This window comes from Exilispira thermophila (assembly GCF_055389015.1).
In genome coordinates, this window is record NZ_AP042476.1 from 1,616,825 (window position 1) to 1,634,676 (window position 17,852).

Here is a 17,852-nt window from a genome sequence, read left to right on the forward strand (position 1 = left end):
ACATTTACTTTAATTTAATTTTATTTTAATTAATTTTGTTTTATTTTAAATAATTAAATTAAATTTTATTTAAATTGAATTTAATTGAACTTGAATTGATTTAAGTTCATTTGATTCAACAAAATATTATTCTATTATTTTAATTTTATATAATCAAATATAATTATTTACTTATATTTTATTATATATATATATATATATATTACTCTATTATATTATTAAATTTAATTATAAATTCAGTAAATTTATCCTTTTCTGAATTTATTTTTATTTCTCCCTTGTATTTAGAAACTATCTCTTTTACAATTGCTAACCCTAGTCCTCTTCCCCCTGTTTTTGAACTTCTTGAAGTATCAATTCTATAAAATCTTTCAAATACAAGATCTTTATATTTATCTTCAATTCCAATACCATTATCTTTAATTGATAACATAATTTTATTTTTTTTATCTTTTTTGATTTTTATTTCAATAACCTTTTTATCTTTATTGTTATATTTTATTCCATTTTTTATTATATTTGTAACAAGAGACCTGAAATCCTGTTCATCAAATTTAATAGTTATGTTTTCAATTTCTTTTACTATTTTTACATTCTCTTTTTTGAAAATTAATCTATTCTTTTTAATAATATCATCTAAAATTTCTCTAACATTAATTTTTTCAATTTTATTAAATTCATTTTTTTGCTCAATTTCAGTAAGTATTTTTAAATTTTCAACCATTTCTTCAAGACGTTGTATTTCCTCCAGAATATCCTTAATAGTATTTTCATCAGGTTTTAAAACATTATCCTTAAAACCCTCCATATAACTTTTTAAAATAGTTAAAGGGGTTCTTATTTCATGTGATATATTGGAAGTTATCCTTTTTCTCTCTTCACTGAACTCTTTTAATCTTAAGGACATTTTATTAAAAGCAAGATTTAAGTCATTAATTTCTTTTATTGGATTTTCTTCAATAATCTGTCCAAAATTTCCATTTGCAATTTCTTCCATTTTTAAACTTAATTTTTTAATAAAATTAGAAATTTTTTTTGAAAATAGTATTGAAATTATTGTACTTATAACAAACCCAATAATAAAAACAAAAATAATTCCATTTCTTATCTTGGATAGATAATATCCTCTTGAAATTTTAATAAACCATATTAAAAAATAATAGTTAATATTCTTATAAGTTAAAATCACAACTGCATCAGGAATTCGCCCCCTTATATTAGCTCCCATTGGGCCTGGTGGAGGCAATTCCCTGAATTGCATCATAGGTTCTAAATTTATTAATTTATCTTTATCAGGATTTATAAAAGATTTAACATCACAGTTTTCATCTTCAAATCTCATTAAATGTTTTGTTTTTTTAATATTTATTATTACCCCATATTTTTCAGATATCTCTTTTATAAAATCCATAAATTTTTTAATTTTAAAATTATCAATTAAAGAAGGAACTCTTTTTTCTATCTCTCTTTGTATTAAATTAACAATTACCTCTTTATTCCTCCTATCATAAATTTTTGATTGATATGATATTATCAAAGATATAATTAACAAAGATGATATTAATATTATTATCAATAAAATACTTAAAGAAAATGATATTATAAAACTCAGGTTATTAAATTTATTTTTAAATATATTTCTCATATTTTTAACTTCATTTTTTTTCATATTTTTTGTCATGTTATATCTTATTTTATACAAATTAAAAATATAATTTTACTGTAAAAATAGTTAAACAACAATATTTTAAAATAACTTTTTACAATATTGAAGTATTAACTTTAATCTAATTTGTACCCTATCCCAAAAACTGTTTTAATATAATCTCCACCAAGTTTTTTTCTTAAATTTTTGATATGTGCATCAATAGTTCTATCAGAAATAAAATATTCATCATTTGTTAATTCAGATAAAATTGTTTTTCTTTCAAAAACCCTACCAGGATAACTTAAAAACAGTTGCAATATTTTAAATTCTGCTTTTGTTAAATTAATTATTTTATCATTCACTTTTACTTCAAATCTTGCATTGTCAAGAATAATATCTTTATATTTCATTATTTTATCATCATTTTTTCCATACCTTTTTAATATTGCTTTAATTCTTAAAACAACTTCTCTTGGACTGAATGGTTTTACTACATAATCATCAGCACCATTTAAAAACCCCTCAATTTTATCATGTTCTTTATCTTTTGCAGTTAACATTAGTATAGGAATCTCTTTTACCTGTTTAAGTTCATTTGCAATCTCTTCTCCAGTTTTTCCAGGTAGCATTAGATCAAGAACTAAAAAATCATAATCATTTATTAATGCTTTTTCAAACCCTTCCTTGCCATCCATTGCAAAATCAACATTATAACCTTCTTTTTCAAGATAAAGTTTTAAAATTTTAACTATTTTTTCTTCATCTTCAATAATCAATATTTTTTCTCTCATTTACTTTTTCCCTTTTAATTGTGTAACTTAAACTTAAATAAATATTATAAAAAAGAAACATTTCATTTACTATAAACTATAAACTCTTTTTCAAAAAAAATTTTTTTATAAAAAGCTTTTTTATTATAAAAATTATTATTTTATTATAAAAATATTTTTTTTAAAAATACATTTTAATTAGAAAAATTATTATTGTATTCGAAAAATGCTTTTTTAATTTTAAAATAGTTTTATTGTAAATTATATATCTCTTAAAATAAGATTAATACAATTTTATGAAGAAATTGTGAATATTCTTTGAAATTTTATCTATTATTTTATTATCTCTTTAGCAATTTTACATGCAAGTTCTACATTGTTTTTAACAAGTTCAATATTTGTTTTTAAACTTCTACCTTTAGAATATTCAACTATTTTAGATAATAAATAAGGTGTTAAATTTTTACCAGTATATTTATTTTCATCATAATTTTCCATCTCATCATATGCTAACTGTATATATTTTTCAATTTCATTTAAAGGGATTTCAAATTCAGCAGGTACAGGATTAGCAATTAACATCCCTCTATTTAGGCCAATAGTTTTAGAAACATTATACATAGCAGCAATATCAGATGGATTATCAACAAAAATATCAATATGTATATCTGAATTTCTAGAATAGAAGGCTGGAAAAACATTTGTTTTATATCCAACAACAGGAACCCCAATAGTTTCAAGATATTCTAAAGTTTTTGGGATATCTAAAATTGATTTACATCCAGCAGAAACAACAATCTCATCAGTTTCTCTAAATTGGAAAAGGTCAGAAGAAATGTCATATGTTTCATTAACACCCCTATGAACACCTCCTATACCACCTGTTGCAAATACTTTAATACCAGCAAATTTAGCTAAAAACATTGTAGCAGAAACTGTTGTTCCTGCTGAAAGTTTTTTAGTTATACAAAAGGGGATATCTTTTGCTGCAGCTTTAAAACAATTTTTACACTTTGAAAGTATCTCAATCTCCCCCTCTGTTAAACCTATTTTAACTCCACCCTCCAGAATTCCAATTACAGCAGGAACAACATTATTATTTTTAGCAATATTCATTAACTCAATGGTTGTATTAAAGTTATCAGGATATGGCATACCATGAGTAATAATCGTTGACTCTAAAGCAATTACTGGGTTATTTTTTAAAATTGCATTTTTTACATTCTCTGAAATTTCAATAAATTTTTCCATAAAATTCCTTTTTGGTAAATTTAGTTTCTTAGTAATTGCATAAAATATTATACTTTAAATGCTGAACCTAAAACTTCTTTATTCTTTCTCTCATACATTTTTATTAATTCTTCTCTTGCTGGTCCTAAATATTTTCTAGGATCAAAAACTTTTTTATCAGTCCATAATTTTTCTCTTATTTTAGCAGTCATTACAAGTCTTCCATCAGAATCAATGTTTATTTTGCACACTGCTGATTTAGCTGCTTTTCTTAACTGGTCCTCTGGAACGCCAACTGCTCCACCTAAATCTCCACCATATTTATTAATCATAGCAACATATTCCTGTAATACAGAAGAAGCTCCATGTAATACAATTGGAAAGCCTGGTATTCTTTTTTCAACCTCTTCCAGTATATCAAATCTCAAAGGTGGAGGAGTTTCACCAGGTTTAACCTTAAATTTATAAGCACCATGTGAAGTCCCAATAGCTATTGCAAGAGAATCAACATTTGTTTTAGTAACAAAATCTTCAACATCATCAGGATTTGTATAAATATGCTTTTCAGATTTAACTTCTTCTTCAATACCAGCAAGAACTCCAAGTTCTGCTTCAACTGTCACATCGTGGTCATGAGCATATTCAACAACCTGTTTTGTGATTCTAACATTTTCCTCATATGGAAGTTGTGAACAATCTATCATAACAGATGAGAATCCAGTATCAATACAGCTTTTTGCAAGTTCAAATGAATCCCCATGATCAAGATGTAAAACAATAGGGATCTCTTTTAAACCTTTAGAAGCAGCGTATTCTTTCATCATTTCAACAGCTCCTTGAGCCATGTATCTTAGCATTGTTTGATTAGCATAATTTCTTGCCCCTTTTGAAACCTGTAAAATAACAGGTGATTGAGTATTTACACATGCTGTAATAATTGCCTGTAATTGTTCCATATTATTAAAATTATAAGCAGGAATAGCATAACCACCTTTAATAGCTTTTTTGAATAGTTCTTTTGAATTAACAAAACCAAGTTCTTTATAAGAAACAAATTTTCCCATTGTTCCCTCCTAATTTATTTATGTTTTATTTATTTATAATTTGAAATCAAATAAAGTCAAATCAAATATGCTTTTCTTTTTTATGAAATACATATCTTGAAAAATGAAAAAACTATATTAAAATTAAGTAAAATTTATTGAGAAAATATTTTATTATCTGATTTTATTTTTTTTAATTTAGTTTATACATAATTAAATTTATAATAAATATTTAATAAATTTTATGGAAGAGAAAATGAAATATATTAAATGGAAAAAAAGTTATGAGAGTGGTAATGAAAATATTGATAATCAACATAAACAATTTTTTTTAATATTTAATAAACTTTATGAAATAAAAAAAGAAAACAATTTTAACAATAAATTGTTTCAGGTTATTAGTGATCTTATTGATTACACTATTTATCATTTTTCATTTGAAGAAGAATTAATGAAAAAAATAAATTTCCCAGAATATAATGAACATAAAAAAAAACATACAATTTTTCAAAATCGAATACTTGAAATTAGAGAAAAATTTTTTAATAATGAGATTAAATTTACAGATGAAATGGTTACTGAACTGTATAAATGGTTAAGCAGACATATCCTTAAGGAGGATAAAAAAATTATTTACTTTATAAATAAAAAAACTGTAAAATAAATTATATCTTTTATATTAGTATTTATTGTAGGAGAAAAAGTTTAACTTATTATTATTAAATATACAATTAGTTAAAATAAATTTATATTACTTTTATTTGAGGAGATATTATGGAAATTAAAAATGAAAACCAGGAGTTAATTGAGGGAAAGGTTTTATTTGAAAAAGATGATTATAAATTTATATGGTTAGGATGGGACGAAAAAAGCGATATTGAAATTGTACAAACGAACCAATATCTTGTTTTATCTAAAAATGAAGGGTTCTTGCTTGATCCAGGTGGTGTTCATCTTTTTTCAAAAGTTGTTGCAACTGCATCTAAATTTATAGATTTTTCTAATATAACAAAGATATTTTTTTCACACCAGGACCCTGATGTATCATCTGGAATTGCAATGTGGCTTGGAATTACAAAAGCAACAGTATATATTTCAGGACTATGGACTAGATTTGTACCCCATTTTGGGATTTTTGACCAATCAAGAATTATTGGTATTCCTGATAAAGGTACAACTTTAAAATTTGAAAATGGGAAAGAACTAATTGTTTTACCAGCTCATTTTTTACATTCAACTGGAAATTTTATAATTTATGATCCAACCTCAAAAATATTATTTAGTGGCGATATTGGTGCTGCAGTTTTTCCTAAAAATGATAAATACCTTTTTGTAGATAATTTTGATAAACATTTAACATATATGGAGGGATTTCATAGAAGATATATGACCTCAAATAGAGCATGTAAAAAATTTGTTGAAATGATTTCTAAATATGAAATACAAATGATAGCTCCTCAACATGGAGCAATATTCAGGGGAGAAAATGTTAAAAAATTTCTTGATTTCTTATATAACCTTGATTGTGGTGTAGATCTAATTGATAAATTTTATTCATAGTTTTTATAATATCTCTTTTTATTCAATTTACCATTTAGAGGAGAAACAATGATGAATAACCATGATGATAATAATGTAGAAAATTATAATTATGATTTCCAGAAAGTTCTTAAATTATTTAAACCCTTTTCAATGGAATTTAATAAATCAATAGTTTTAAATACAATTACAAGCTCTTCTTTAAAATTTATACTTAACCAGATTTTAGCTACCCAAAATTTTACAAATTCTATTTTAGCAGCATTTGAAGAGATGCGTTCTACCAATAATTCTATTTCATCAAATATACAAAATATTACATCTGAAATGAAAACAATTGTTAACTCTAATGATGAGTTAAACAATACTTTAAATAAAAGAAATGAAGAATTTCAAAAAATCAGTAGTGAAACTCAAAAAATAGAAAAAATGTTTGAAGACTTAATAAAAAATTCTGAAACAATTTTTGATGCAACTTCCGCTATCTTTGATGTATCAGATAGAACAAATGTACTTGCAATTAATGCATCTATTGAAGCTTCTCATGCTGGGAAATATGGTGCTGGATTTTCAATTATAGCAAATGAAGTAAGAAAATTATCAGAACAAACTAAAGATTTCGCAAAAAATATAAATGAAGTTTTAAACAATTTTAAAAATAGTGTAATGCAACTTGCTGATTATGTTAAGAGAATTAATGAAATTATTCAAAAACAGGCAAAAGACAGTGAATATATTAAAGAACAATTTGAAAGAAACAATATATCTGGAACCAATGTTAGCAATTCTTTAGAAGAGATAAACAATTCAATGTCTGAACATAATTTAGCAATAAAAGATGGCCTTGATAATCTTTTTAAACTTAATGAACTAACAAAAGAATCTTTACAAATAACAGAAGCTCTTGAAAAAGCATATCATAATATATCAGAAATTTTTAAAGAAAGTTCTTAATATTATTTAGAAATCATTTTCAAAAAATGAACAAATTATCATTTAAAATTATTTTTAGATATTTTTTTTATAGCTTAATAAAAAAATTAATAAATTTCTGATATATAATGCGAAAGATGTGAAGTATCATTTAATTTGTATAACATAAATCCAGTTACAGGATAATAATCAATTATAGTAACTGAAGCATTATCAGTATGAATTTTCCAGAAATATGGTTTAGGGATATTTAAAAGTTTTGCAATTAAAGATTTAATTACAACTCGATGGGTAGCAATTAAGATAGAATATTGATTTTGATTATTTTTTCCCAATTCAGAAATTATTTGTAATAATCTTTCCTTCGCTCTACTTCCCACCTGATCAATTGTCTCAGAATCATTAACTTTTAAGTCTTCAGGTTCTTCTAACCATTTTTTCCATAATAAGGGAAATTCTTTTTTTATTAATTCTTTGGGTTTCCCTTCCCATGATGAAAAATATAAATTATTAAAACCTTCATCTTTAATAACTTCCATATTTTTTATTTTTGCAATCTCCATTGCTGTTTGATATGCTCTTTTTAAAGGTGAAGAATAAATTATGTCTATTTTTTTATCTTTAAAATATTTAGCAACCTCTTTAGCTTGAAAAAGTCCATTTTCATTTAAAGGATAATCATATCTTCCCCTGAAGTATCCCTCTTTATTACCTTTAGTTTCTCCATGTCTTACAAGATAAACCCTTATCATATAAAATATCCTTTTTTATAATGATTATAACAAATATAAAATTAAAAAAAACGTTTAAAAGTAAATTAAAACAGTTTAAAATTAAATTAAAAATACTTAAAATTATTTTTAAATTGTTACAAATTAATCTAAGAAATTAAATTTTAAAATGTTGAAATAATTTAACAAGATTTAACTTAAATAGAGTTTATATAATCTTCTAGTTTTTGTTGTTCCATAAAATTTACAATCTTAATTTTAATATCTTTACCACCTGCATTTTTAACTGTATCTTTTATCTGTTTTGCTAACTGATAAGCTAAAGGGCATGTTGGTGCTGATGGAATAAAAGTAAATGTAACCTTACCAGTTGCATCATCAGCATAAAAGTCTCTAATTAAGCCAAAATCCCATACACTTTGTCCAACCTCAATATCAATAACATCTTTTAAACCAGCAATAATTCTATCCCCAAGAGGATTTTTTTTATAATCTTTATTAAAAAGTCCTTCTGTTGTTGTTTCACCTGTAATTTTGCTATATGACATTGCAAATGCTGTAGCTAAATTTTCAACTGATCCTTCAACACTTACAAGAACAAATTCAAATAAAAATTTTTTTTCTAACTCTTGAGCAAGTGTTTCATCAATATCTCTTATTAAAACATAATTAGCTTTTTCAAAAAGTTTACCAAATACACTTTCAACATTATCCAAATAACTAACATCTATTTCTTCTTTGAATGTTGATGAATAAGGAATTATTTCATAAAGTTTAAAAGATTTAATTTTTTGATTAACATTTCCCTGAAAAAAACCTCTATCATCTGTTGGTATTGCTAATATTTTTCCCATTATTTCTCCTTTTTTCTATTTTATTTTTTCTAATTTATTTTCTATTTCAAAAAAAACACTTTCAAAATTTTATTGCTTATATAAAAATATAATTATTTAAATGAATTCAGGCAACAATAAAATTTAGATTGTAATTAAAGTATTTATACTTTATTTGATTAAATTATTTATAATGAAAAATTTGTAGAATAAAAAAATTTATAGTAACAAAATACATTTTATTTGTACAAAGTATGATTAATTTATTTCTAAAAGATTTATTATTAATATTTTAAAAATATTTAAATTAAATCAACTGGCTGCATCTCATTTTCATCAGCAAAAAATGTATGAAGCATAACCCATTTATATATTTTTACACTACCCCAAAAGGTATAAATACCTAAGGTTAAAATACCCAGGATAACTGTAATTATATAAATTCCAAAAAGATCCTTCCCTTTACCTTTAAAAATTAATTGTTTACCATCAATAAAGGTATTTTTTGTTCTCCATCTAGCTCTAGCACAAATAGCCCATGGACCATAAAAACCAAGAGTAATAATTGTTAATAAATTAGTCCAGATCATTAACCACCAATAACTTCCTCCCTGTCCCTTAAAATCAAATTTTCCGTATGCCATTTTATCCTCCATATTTATTACATATTTTTTTACTAGTTGCTATAATATTATTAAATTGAATTAACATTCTTTATAATACTATAATAAATTTAAAAATTTTCAAATCTTTTTTACTTTTAATTTTTTATTCAAGAATTTCTATTTACTCTAATATTTAAAAAATAGCAAAACGATAATAAAATAAAAGGTATTTTAGTTTTTCTTTCTTTTACATATTTTTATTTATAGCATGTTTTATTATTTGCTTGTACTAATATTATATATTTAAATTAATATTGAATTATTAAATTTTACTATTAACATTTAAAAGAAAAATTAAAAACAACTTATCAAACAGGAATATAAATGAATACAAATCGTTTTTATATAAAAAAAACTGATCTTGAAAAACTACTTGATATATCTATTAAACTTTCAACAACATATAATTTTAATTCTCTATTAAATGAGATTATTTTAGAAGCTAGAAAGCTTACAAATGCTGATGGAGGCTCAATTTATTTAAAAACTAACAACAAACTTAAATTTTTAGTAACACAATCTGACACTCAATTAAAACGGTATGGTAAAGAAGGTTTAAAAAGAATGTTTAAACCTTCTGTAATGAATATTGATGAAAATTCTGTTGCTGGCTATTGTGCATTAACAAAAAAAATATTAAATATTGAAAACATTCAAAATCCAAAGAAAAAATACCCATTTAAATATAACAATTACTGGGATAAAAAATATAATTATAACACAATCTCTTTATTAACTGTACCTCTTGTTACTCATACCAATAAATTAATTGGTGTCCTTCAACTTATTAATGCTCAAGATGTTAATGGAAGTATCATCCCTTTTGCTAAAAAATTTGAACCTATTGTCCAGGCATTATCTTCTCATGCAGCTATTGCAATTTACAATATGCAGTTAAATAAAGAGCTAAAAGAAGCTTACTTTGATACCATAACCAAACTTGGTATTGCTTCAGAATACAGAGATAAAGAAACTTATAATCATTTAAATAGAATGAGCAATTACACTTATATTCTTGCAAAAGGGTTAAAATATTCAGAATCAAAAGCACAAAATCTTAAATATGCTGCAATGATGCATGATGTTGGAAAATTAGGGATACCAGATTCAATCTTACAAAAACCTGGGAAATTAACTGCTGAAGAAAGAAAAATAATGGAACTTCATACTGTAATAGGAGCTAATATTTTAAAAGGTTCAAATTCCCATTTATTACAAAAAGCAGCAAAAATTGCATTAACTCATCATGAAAAATGGGATGGAACTGGATATCCATTAGGACTTAAAGGACATAAAATACCAATAGAAGGAAGAATAGTAGCTTTAGCTGATGTTTTTGATGCACTATTTTCTAAAAGAGTGTATAAAGAAGCATTTTCTATTGAAAAAGTTTTATCAATTTTAGAAAATCAAAAAGGGAAACATTTTGATCCTAAATTAATTGACATTCTTATTAAAAATTTAGATAAATTTTTAAAAATAAATGAAAAATATAAAGATTCTGAAGAAGACTTACAAAAATGGGGTTCATTTGAAAAAATAAAAATTGATAAAAAAATCTTGAAATATTAATATATTAAAACTTAAAATATTTTATCCATGAACAGGTGTTATAGTATAACCTGTAATTAACCATATTTGATTTTTTAAATTCAAATAATATTCACCCTCAAATTTTTCAATATAATTTTTATATTTATATTCAAGATATACTTCAACTGTAGCCTCATCTTTTTCAATAACAATTTTTTTAATTTCAAAATAAACTAAATCATTATAAAATTGAGAAATCATATCTTTTTTAAATTCTTCTATAAGTTGTAATCTATCTTTTTCAGAAGCATAGAGATATCTTGTTTTATATTTATTATAAGTTGGCATTATTTTATCATAATCAAATGTTGCAAAATATGTATCCCAATCCCTTTTTTGTCTTGCTTGAAGTGCTAATTCTAAAACTTTATAAGGTGGTAACCCTTTTAAATCAATTGTTTTCTTTTCTCTTGTAACAACTTCTTTTTGTAATTCTTCTTCTTTCTGTGTTGTTAATTCAGGATTAAGATCAAGTTTTAAAATATTTTGAGTTATAATTGGTTCATTTAATGTTAATGAAGGATAAAAAATTCCCTGAATATAGTATGTTGTTGCCTTTTGAAAATCAAACCACTGTGAAATATCAACTTCAACAGAAAAAGATTGACCAGGATTCAGTAATATTGTTCTTGTAAAAACTTTTTCTCTATTTCTTTTTGCAATAATATATTGTTTCGAATATTCTACTCTATCACCTTTTTCTGAAAATATTTTAAAATCAAAGTTATAAAATTCATCATCTGATAACTCAATAAAAAAGTCATCTTTTGTATTGTTGTATATTTCAAATTTAATAACAATTGGTTGACCTATAAAATAAATTGTTTCACTTCTAAATTTTATAAAACATTTAACATTATTTTCAGAGTATAAAATTGGTGATAAAAATAAATTTGCAAATAAAAATAATATGATAAATTTTTTTATAATCTTTTTCATCTTAATTATTTTCGGATAAATATTAATTAGATTTACATTGAATTTTTTGATAAATCAAATACTTTTTAAAAAAATCAAAATTGGTTCATAAATGAAGCATATTTTTATTAACGATAATAATTTTCTAAATAACAATACCATTAAACTTTTTGATGATGATTACTTTCATATTTATAGATCTTTGAGAAAAAATAAAAATGAAATCATCTATGCGATTTATAATTATGAAAAATTAGTTTTAAAAACAATATCTATTGATAAAAAATCTGTTATTTACAAGATAGTTGAAAGAATCAAACTTAATGCTCCAGAATATCAAATTGATATTATTGCTCCATTGCTTAAAGAAAAAGTTATGCCTTTTTTAATTGAAAAACTCACTGAAGTAGGAATTAGTAACATTTTCATATATAAATTTCAATTTTCAGTTGTTAATGATATTAATAAAAACAAAATTTCAAGATATAAAAAAATTGCAAAATTAGCATCTGAACAATCAGGTAGATTTTTCATACCAAAAATTGATATAGTTAATAATATTTTAGATCTTAAAAATTTACTTAAAAATAAAAATTACAATAAAAAAATTTTGTTATATGAAAATAGTAGAATAAATATCCTTCAATATTTAAAAACACTAGATAAGACACAAGATAAAAAAATTGTTTTTTCAAGTGGACCTGAAGGAAGTTTTCATAATGAAGAGTTGAATTTTTTCAAAAAAGCTAACTTTGATTTTGTAAATATTGGGAATTATATTTTACGTGCAGAAACTGCTCCTGTAATTTTAACATCAATATTTAACAATTTTTTCTATTAAAAAAATTGGATCTACATCAAAATTTATGAAACAACTTTCTTTTTATTTTAAAATAAGACTTATAACTATAAAAAAGAGGCTATCCCTTAAATTTCAGGATAGCCCCATTGTAATTTTTAATTTTGTAATATTGAATAATCCACATCATTTTAAGATTATATTATTAGAAATATTGTAATTTATTTTTAATACATACCTGGATAACCACCCATACCTGGATTAGCAGGTGCAGCTGGTGGTTCTTTTTCAGGAAGATCTGTAATTGCAACTTCAGTTGTTAATACCATTGATGCAGCTGAAGCAGCATTTTGTAAAGCTGATCTTGTTACTTTAGCAGGATCAATTATACCTTTTTCAAACATATTTACCCATTTACCTGATGAAGCATCAAAACCTTCACCCCATTTAACAGTCTTAGCATGTTCAGATATGATTGCTCCTTCAAAACCAGCGTTTTTAGCAATTTGTCTAATTGGTTCTTCAATTGCTCTTTTTACAATATTTAAACCAATTTTTTCTTCATCTTCCAATTCTATTTTATCCAATACTTCTGAAACATGTATTAATGTAGTACCACCACCAGGAACAATACCTTCTTCTATAGCTGCTCTTGTAGCTGATAATGCATCTTCTACTCTAGCTTTTTTTTCTTTCATTTCAACTTCAGTTGCAGCACCAACATTAATTACAGCAACACCACCTGCAAGTTTAGCAAGTCTTTCCTGCAATTTTTCTTTATCATATTCAGAAGTTGAAATTTCAATTTCTTTTTTAATAGCAGCAATTCTTTCCTGAATTTTTTTAGGATCACCAGATCCTTCAACAATTGTTGTATTTTCTTTATCAACCTTAATTCGTTTTGCTTTACCTAAATCATCAATTGTTGCATTTTCTAATTTCATACCTAAATCTTCAGTAATTACTTTACCACCAGTTAAAATTGCTATATCTTCAAGCATAGCTTTTCTTCTATCACCAAATCCTGGAGCTTTAACAGCAACTACATTTAAAGTTCCTCTTATTTTATTAACAATCAAAGTAGCTAAAGCTTCACCTTCAATATCTTCAGCAATTATTAATAAAGGTTTTCCTGATTGAGCAATTTGTTCTAAAAGATGAATTAAATCTCTCATTGCAGAGATTTTTTTATCATAAATTAAAACAAATGCATCTTCTAAAACCGCTGTCATGGAATCTGAATCAGTTATCATATAAGGTGAAATATAACCTCTATCAAATTGCATACCTTCAACTACTTCAAGATGAGTTTCCATTGTTTTTGATTCTTCAACAGTAATTACTCCATCTTTACCAACTTTATCCATTGCTTCAGCAATTAAATTTCCAATATCATAATCATTATTAGCAGAAATTGCAGCAACCTGTGCGATTTCTTCTTTAGTTTTAATCTCTTTAGCTTTGGACTTAATTTCATCAATTAATGCATTTACTGCTTTTTCAATACCCCTTTTAATTTTAATTGGATTTGCACCAGCTACTACATTTTTGGTTCCTTCTTTAATAATTGCTTGAGCTATAACTGTAGCTGTTGTAGTACCATCACCAGCAACATCATTAGTTTTTGTAGCAACTTCTTTAACAAGTTGTGCTCCTAAATTTTCATATGGATCTTCAAGTTCAATTTCTTTTGCAATTGTTACACCATCATTTGTAATTGTTGGAGCACCAAATTTTTTATCAATTAATACATTTCGTCCCTTTGGACCTAATGTAATCTTTACTGCTGAAGATAATTTGTCTACACCTTCGATTATCTTTCTTCTAGCTTCTTCATCAAATAGAAGTTGTTTAGCCATATCTCCCACCTTTTATTTTTTTTTATTCTGATAATAATAATAATTAAATTACAAAATAAATTAAATCGCTATTTTACTTTATATTTTGTTCTTATATTATATTATAAGTCATTTATTTTAATTATTTTCTATTTTTATAGTATTTTTTTATATTTCTAATTATTTCTTAATATTTCATGCTAACGAACTTTTTATTGTTTAAAATTAAATTTTTATAAAATACAGGTGTTTCAATTGTAATATTTTTTAATTTTCTTATGCTTATTTATATAAAATTTGTTGAATTTAAATTATTAAAATATATATTTAGAATAGATGTACAAAAATATTGATAACACATTTAACATTTTAACCTCAATATATAAATTTTCTAAAATATTTCAGACAGATGACCTTTATACTATAAATGAAAATATAATTGCTAAAGTTATAAACCAAATAAATAATCTATACAATTTTGATTACAGTATTTTTATCCCTTTTGATAATGATAAAAAACTCTTTTATATTAAAGGTAGTAAAATTTCATATAATAATTTTAATAAAGTATATTTATCTGGGAATTATTTTTTAGATAAAATTATAAAAACCAAAAAAATTATAATAAACAATTTTTTACAGGATTCTAAATATAATGGATTATATTTGACTTCACCCAAATCCCTTTTAATTTTACCTCTATTTATAACAAACAGTTTTTTTGGAGTACTTTATTTTGAAGCAAATGAACCAAAAAATTTTACTTCAAATGACCTCGCTTTATTAAATATCATATCTTCTCAAACATCATTTTATTATCAAAATTTTTCACTTGTTAAAAAACTAGAAGATAATTTTTTATCTACAATTAAAACTCTTGTAGCAACAATTGAGGTAAAAGACCACTATACAAAAGGGCATTCTCAAAGGGTGATGGAATATTCAATTACTTTTGGAGCTCTTCTAAATCTTGATTCAAAAACAATAAAAACATTAGGATATGCTGCATTATTGCATGATATAGGAAAAATTGGTATTCCTGAAAATATACTTAATAAAACATCTAAATTAAATGATAAAGAATTTACCTATATAAAAAAACATCCTGAATTTGGTGAACAAATGCTTCTTCCTCTTGATTTTTTTGAAAAAGAAAGAAAAATAATAAGATGGCATCATGAAAGGTGGAATGGTGAAGGATATCCTGATAAATTATTGAAAAATCAAATTCCATTTGATGACAGGATCATCAGTTTAGCAGATACTTTAGATGCAATGTCCACCAATAGACCTTACAGAAAACCTTTAACATTTAATCAAATTATTAAAGAACTTGAAAAAGGGATAGGAAGTCAATTTGATCCAGATCTTGGTAAATTATTCATAAATTATTTAAAAAATTTTAAGATAAAGATTTTAACAAAAGCATAAACAAAAATGTAAAAAATTATTCAGACATGTTTTTAAAAAACATTTTTATTTGTAAAGTTATTATTGATATTATTATTCTTTAACTTATATTAAAGTAAGAATAACAATAATAAATTATTAATATTTATGTATTCGGGGGCAAAAATGAGAATAAAAAATACTCTGGAGGATTTAGTTTTTAACCTTGTAGAAACAATTCTATTAGAATATAAAGATGAATCTATGAAAAAACCTAAATTTAAACTTGATCTTGTTTGCTTTGTTTTAAACCGTGTTAAACCAAATTACATTGTATCATCACGAGGTCTTGTACATCAAGAAAAAGAATTTGAAAGAGATCCACAATTTCTTGCAGATCTGATTACACTAATATATGATGGAATTGAAATAATAAGCAAGAGAAGAAATGAAATAGAAGATTTTGAAGAAGAAAACATTAATTGGGAAATTTCCTATAATACTACTAATGATTTCTATTTCAACTTTCCACTTTTTTTAGGTAAGGTTTATAATGCTAAAAACTTTGACCTGTTATCTGATATTGATGTTTATTTAAAAGATGAAAATGATACCATCGTAGAAATGGCTACCCCTTTATGGCAAAATCCTTATCATATTTCTCCAAAAACTCCTGGGATATATACTTTCTGGCCTATGTCTATAAAAGCAAAAACTGAAGATAATGGTAAAACTAAAAAATTTAATTTTGTTTTAGAATTCAAACATAAAGATTTCTTAACTGAAAAAAAGGTTTTTACAATCGAAATTATATCAAAACCAACTTTAATGGATTACATTAGAAGAGGTGAAACATTTGAAATTGATCCAGTATATATGGAACCAAAATAAATTATATTTATTTTACAAAAATTTCTAATAAATAGCTATATTTGTTGATTTTTACTAATATAAAAAAAAACTTTTAATTGGAGGATATTATGAAATCAATTAAAAATGCTTATCATCTTTCACATGCTTCTATAAAAATTACAGGAGATAAAATTATCTATATTGATCCATTTAAAATTAAAGAAGAAACTCATGATGCTGATTTTATATTTTGCACTCACACACATTATGATCACCTTTCAATTGATGATATTAAAAAGATAATAAAACCTGAAACTATTATTGTAGTTACTCAGGATGGAAAAACTCAACTTGAAAACTTAAATATTAAAAAAGTAGTAACTGTTTTACCTGATCATGAATATAATGAAAATGGAATCAAATTTAAAACTATCAGGGCATATAACATTAATAAAAATTTTCATCCTAAATCAAATAATTGGGTGGGATATATTATTTATTCAAATAGAACAAGTTATTACATTGCTGGTGATACTGATTTTATTCCTGAAATGAAAGAGGTTAAAGCTGATGTTGTATTTTTACCTGTAGGTGGTACCTATACAATGGATGTAGAGCAAGCGATTTATGCAGCAAATATAATAAAACCTAAATATGCAGTACCAATCCATTTTGGAGATATTGTAGGGTCATACAAAGATGCTGAACAATTTGTCAAAGGATTATCCTCTGACATTAAAGGTGAAATTTTAATATAATTAATTTTTACTTTATTTATTAAAATTAATTTTCTTTTGTTAATATAATTTTTATTTTTTCACTTATGTTTGTATGATATATTTTTTCATTTTTTCTGTATATTTTTATTTTTTTATATGATTTAAAAGTATTAAATAAAAGAAATAGAAAACTATATTAAAATAAAATTAGAAATTTTAATTGTTATTTTATTAAATAAAAACAATATATATCCTGGTTAGAATTTCTAGACTTGATTGTAGTTGTTAAAGATAAAAGAGATATAAAAACTTCATGGCAGGGGTAGATATTTAAAAAACATGAATTATTATT

Annotated in this window: 17 protein-coding genes; 8 read left to right on the top strand and 9 right to left on the bottom strand. The window is 24.0% G+C overall.

Annotated elements, in window-relative coordinates; translation table 11 throughout:
• Positions 1 to 202: 202 nt before the first annotated feature.
• The 4 genes from ACZ5EC_RS06805 to ACZ5EC_RS06820 form a co-directional block, all read right to left on the bottom strand.
• A complete protein-coding gene (locus ACZ5EC_RS06805; RefSeq protein WP_464301730.1) occupies positions 203 to 1,681 on the bottom strand; it encodes a sensor histidine kinase in 1,479 nt (492 codons plus the stop codon).
• 101 nt (positions 1,682 to 1,782) lie between these two features.
• Positions 1,783 to 2,439: a response regulator transcription factor gene (locus tag ACZ5EC_RS06810; protein WP_464301731.1), complete on the bottom strand. Its 657-nt coding sequence runs from the start codon at positions 2,437 to 2,439 to the stop codon at positions 1,783 to 1,785.
• A 312-nt stretch (positions 2,440 to 2,751) separates the two neighbouring features.
• Positions 2,752 to 3,669 carry a pseudouridine-5'-phosphate glycosidase gene (locus ACZ5EC_RS06815; RefSeq protein WP_464301732.1) on the bottom strand — a complete coding sequence of 306 codons (918 nt, stop codon included), beginning with the start codon at positions 3,667 to 3,669 and terminating at the stop codon, positions 2,752 to 2,754.
• A 47-nt stretch (positions 3,670 to 3,716) separates the two neighbouring features.
• A complete protein-coding gene (locus ACZ5EC_RS06820) occupies positions 3,717 to 4,712 on the bottom strand; it encodes a class II fructose-bisphosphate aldolase (protein WP_464301733.1) in 996 nt (331 codons plus the stop codon).
• A gap of 235 nt (positions 4,713 to 4,947) precedes the next feature.
• Between ACZ5EC_RS06820 and ACZ5EC_RS06825 the strand changes: the two genes are divergently transcribed.
• From ACZ5EC_RS06825 to ACZ5EC_RS06835, 3 genes are all read left to right on the top strand, one after another.
• A complete protein-coding gene (locus ACZ5EC_RS06825) occupies positions 4,948 to 5,355 on the top strand; it encodes a bacteriohemerythrin (RefSeq protein WP_464301734.1) in 408 nt (135 codons plus the stop codon).
• Positions 5,356 to 5,465: 110 nt separating this feature from the next.
• Positions 5,466 to 6,251 (top strand): oxygen-binding di-iron domain-containing protein, encoded by a 786-nt coding sequence (locus ACZ5EC_RS06830; protein WP_464301735.1) that lies wholly within the window; start codon positions 5,466 to 5,468, stop codon positions 6,249 to 6,251.
• A gap of 48 nt (positions 6,252 to 6,299) precedes the next feature.
• Complete coding sequence (locus ACZ5EC_RS06835) at positions 6,300 to 7,184, top strand: methyl-accepting chemotaxis protein (protein ID WP_464301736.1); 885 nt, start codon at positions 6,300 to 6,302, stop codon at positions 7,182 to 7,184.
• An 86-nt stretch (positions 7,185 to 7,270) separates the two neighbouring features.
• On the opposite strand, the gene ACZ5EC_RS06840 is transcribed toward ACZ5EC_RS06835, so the two are convergent.
• From ACZ5EC_RS06840 to ACZ5EC_RS06850, 3 genes are all read right to left on the bottom strand, one after another.
• Positions 7,271 to 7,915 carry a histidine phosphatase family protein gene (locus ACZ5EC_RS06840; protein WP_464301737.1) on the bottom strand — a complete coding sequence of 215 codons (645 nt, stop codon included), beginning with the start codon at positions 7,913 to 7,915 and terminating at the stop codon, positions 7,271 to 7,273.
• Between the two features lie 176 nt (positions 7,916 to 8,091).
• Positions 8,092 to 8,748 carry a metal-sulfur cluster assembly factor gene (locus ACZ5EC_RS06845; RefSeq protein WP_464301738.1) on the bottom strand — a complete coding sequence of 219 codons (657 nt, stop codon included), beginning with the start codon at positions 8,746 to 8,748 and terminating at the stop codon, positions 8,092 to 8,094.
• 281 nt (positions 8,749 to 9,029) lie between these two features.
• Positions 9,030 to 9,371, bottom strand: a complete 342-nt coding sequence (locus ACZ5EC_RS06850) for a DUF898 family protein (RefSeq protein WP_464301739.1) — start codon at positions 9,369 to 9,371, stop codon at positions 9,030 to 9,032.
• 345 nt (positions 9,372 to 9,716) lie between these two features.
• Between ACZ5EC_RS06850 and ACZ5EC_RS06855 the strand changes: the two genes are divergently transcribed.
• Positions 9,717 to 10,964 (top strand): HD domain-containing phosphohydrolase, encoded by a 1,248-nt coding sequence (locus ACZ5EC_RS06855; RefSeq protein WP_464301740.1) that lies wholly within the window; start codon positions 9,717 to 9,719, stop codon positions 10,962 to 10,964.
• A 21-nt stretch (positions 10,965 to 10,985) separates the two neighbouring features.
• Here the strand turns inward: ACZ5EC_RS06855 and ACZ5EC_RS06860 are convergent, their stop codons facing one another.
• Positions 10,986 to 11,924 carry a hypothetical protein gene (locus ACZ5EC_RS06860; RefSeq protein ID WP_464301741.1) on the bottom strand — a complete coding sequence of 313 codons (939 nt, stop codon included), beginning with the start codon at positions 11,922 to 11,924 and terminating at the stop codon, positions 10,986 to 10,988.
• A 91-nt stretch (positions 11,925 to 12,015) separates the two neighbouring features.
• Between ACZ5EC_RS06860 and ACZ5EC_RS06865 the strand changes: the two genes are divergently transcribed.
• The gene (locus ACZ5EC_RS06865; RefSeq protein ID WP_464301742.1) at positions 12,016 to 12,744 is read left to right on the top strand and encodes a 16S rRNA (uracil(1498)-N(3))-methyltransferase; all 729 of its coding nucleotides are present in this window, start codon (positions 12,016 to 12,018) and stop codon (positions 12,742 to 12,744) included.
• Positions 12,745 to 12,929: 185 nt separating this feature from the next.
• Here the strand turns inward: ACZ5EC_RS06865 and groL are convergent, their stop codons facing one another.
• Complete coding sequence (gene groL / locus ACZ5EC_RS06870) at positions 12,930 to 14,561, bottom strand: chaperonin GroEL (protein WP_464301743.1); 1,632 nt, start codon at positions 14,559 to 14,561, stop codon at positions 12,930 to 12,932.
• A gap of 315 nt (positions 14,562 to 14,876) precedes the next feature.
• Here groL and ACZ5EC_RS06875 point away from each other — a divergent pair, with 315 nt between their 5' ends.
• The 3 genes from ACZ5EC_RS06875 (at position 14,877) to ACZ5EC_RS06885 (ending at position 17,539) form a co-directional block, all read left to right on the top strand.
• Positions 14,877 to 15,971 (top strand): HD domain-containing phosphohydrolase, encoded by a 1,095-nt coding sequence (locus ACZ5EC_RS06875; RefSeq protein WP_464301744.1) that lies wholly within the window; start codon positions 14,877 to 14,879, stop codon positions 15,969 to 15,971.
• Between the two features lie 144 nt (positions 15,972 to 16,115).
• The gene (locus ACZ5EC_RS06880; RefSeq protein ID WP_464301745.1) at positions 16,116 to 16,820 is read left to right on the top strand and encodes a late competence development ComFB family protein; all 705 of its coding nucleotides are present in this window, start codon (positions 16,116 to 16,118) and stop codon (positions 16,818 to 16,820) included.
• 89 nt (positions 16,821 to 16,909) lie between these two features.
• Positions 16,910 to 17,539, top strand: a complete 630-nt coding sequence (locus tag ACZ5EC_RS06885; protein WP_464301746.1) for an MBL fold metallo-hydrolase — start codon at positions 16,910 to 16,912, stop codon at positions 17,537 to 17,539.
• Positions 17,540 to 17,852: the final 313 nt, after the last annotated feature.

Excerpts from the sequence above, each read along its gene's own strand:
- ACZ5EC_RS06805 (WP_464301730.1), bottom strand. The coding sequence starts at position 1,681 with ATGACAAAAAATATGAAAAAAAATGAAGTTAAAAATATGAGAAATATA.
- ACZ5EC_RS06810 (WP_464301731.1), bottom strand. The coding sequence starts at position 2,439 with ATGAGAGAAAAAATATTGATTATTGAAGATGAAGAAAAAATAGTTAAA.
- ACZ5EC_RS06815 (WP_464301732.1), bottom strand. The coding sequence starts at position 3,669 with ATGGAAAAATTTATTGAAATTTCAGAGAATGTAAAAAATGCAATTTTA.
- ACZ5EC_RS06820 (WP_464301733.1), bottom strand. The coding sequence starts at position 4,712 with ATGGGAAAATTTGTTTCTTATAAAGAACTTGGTTTTGTTAATTCAAAA.
- ACZ5EC_RS06825 (WP_464301734.1), top strand. The coding sequence starts at position 4,948 with ATGAAATATATTAAATGGAAAAAAAGTTATGAGAGTGGTAATGAAAAT.
- ACZ5EC_RS06830 (WP_464301735.1), top strand. The coding sequence starts at position 5,466 with ATGGAAATTAAAAATGAAAACCAGGAGTTAATTGAGGGAAAGGTTTTA.
- ACZ5EC_RS06835 (WP_464301736.1), top strand. The coding sequence starts at position 6,300 with ATGATGAATAACCATGATGATAATAATGTAGAAAATTATAATTATGAT.
- ACZ5EC_RS06840 (WP_464301737.1), bottom strand. The coding sequence starts at position 7,915 with ATGATAAGGGTTTATCTTGTAAGACATGGAGAAACTAAAGGTAATAAA.
- ACZ5EC_RS06845 (WP_464301738.1), bottom strand. The coding sequence starts at position 8,748 with ATGGGAAAAATATTAGCAATACCAACAGATGATAGAGGTTTTTTTCAG.
- ACZ5EC_RS06850 (WP_464301739.1), bottom strand. The coding sequence starts at position 9,371 with ATGGCATACGGAAAATTTGATTTTAAGGGACAGGGAGGAAGTTATTGG.
- ACZ5EC_RS06855 (WP_464301740.1), top strand. The coding sequence starts at position 9,717 with ATGAATACAAATCGTTTTTATATAAAAAAAACTGATCTTGAAAAACTA.
- ACZ5EC_RS06860 (WP_464301741.1), bottom strand. The coding sequence starts at position 11,924 with ATGAAAAAGATTATAAAAAAATTTATCATATTATTTTTATTTGCAAAT.
- ACZ5EC_RS06865 (WP_464301742.1), top strand. The coding sequence starts at position 12,016 with ATGAAGCATATTTTTATTAACGATAATAATTTTCTAAATAACAATACC.
- groL (WP_464301743.1), bottom strand. The coding sequence starts at position 14,561 with ATGGCTAAACAACTTCTATTTGATGAAGAAGCTAGAAGAAAGATAATC.
- ACZ5EC_RS06875 (WP_464301744.1), top strand. The coding sequence starts at position 14,877 with ATGTACAAAAATATTGATAACACATTTAACATTTTAACCTCAATATAT.
- ACZ5EC_RS06880 (WP_464301745.1), top strand. The coding sequence starts at position 16,116 with ATGAGAATAAAAAATACTCTGGAGGATTTAGTTTTTAACCTTGTAGAA.
- ACZ5EC_RS06885 (WP_464301746.1), top strand. The coding sequence starts at position 16,910 with ATGAAATCAATTAAAAATGCTTATCATCTTTCACATGCTTCTATAAAA.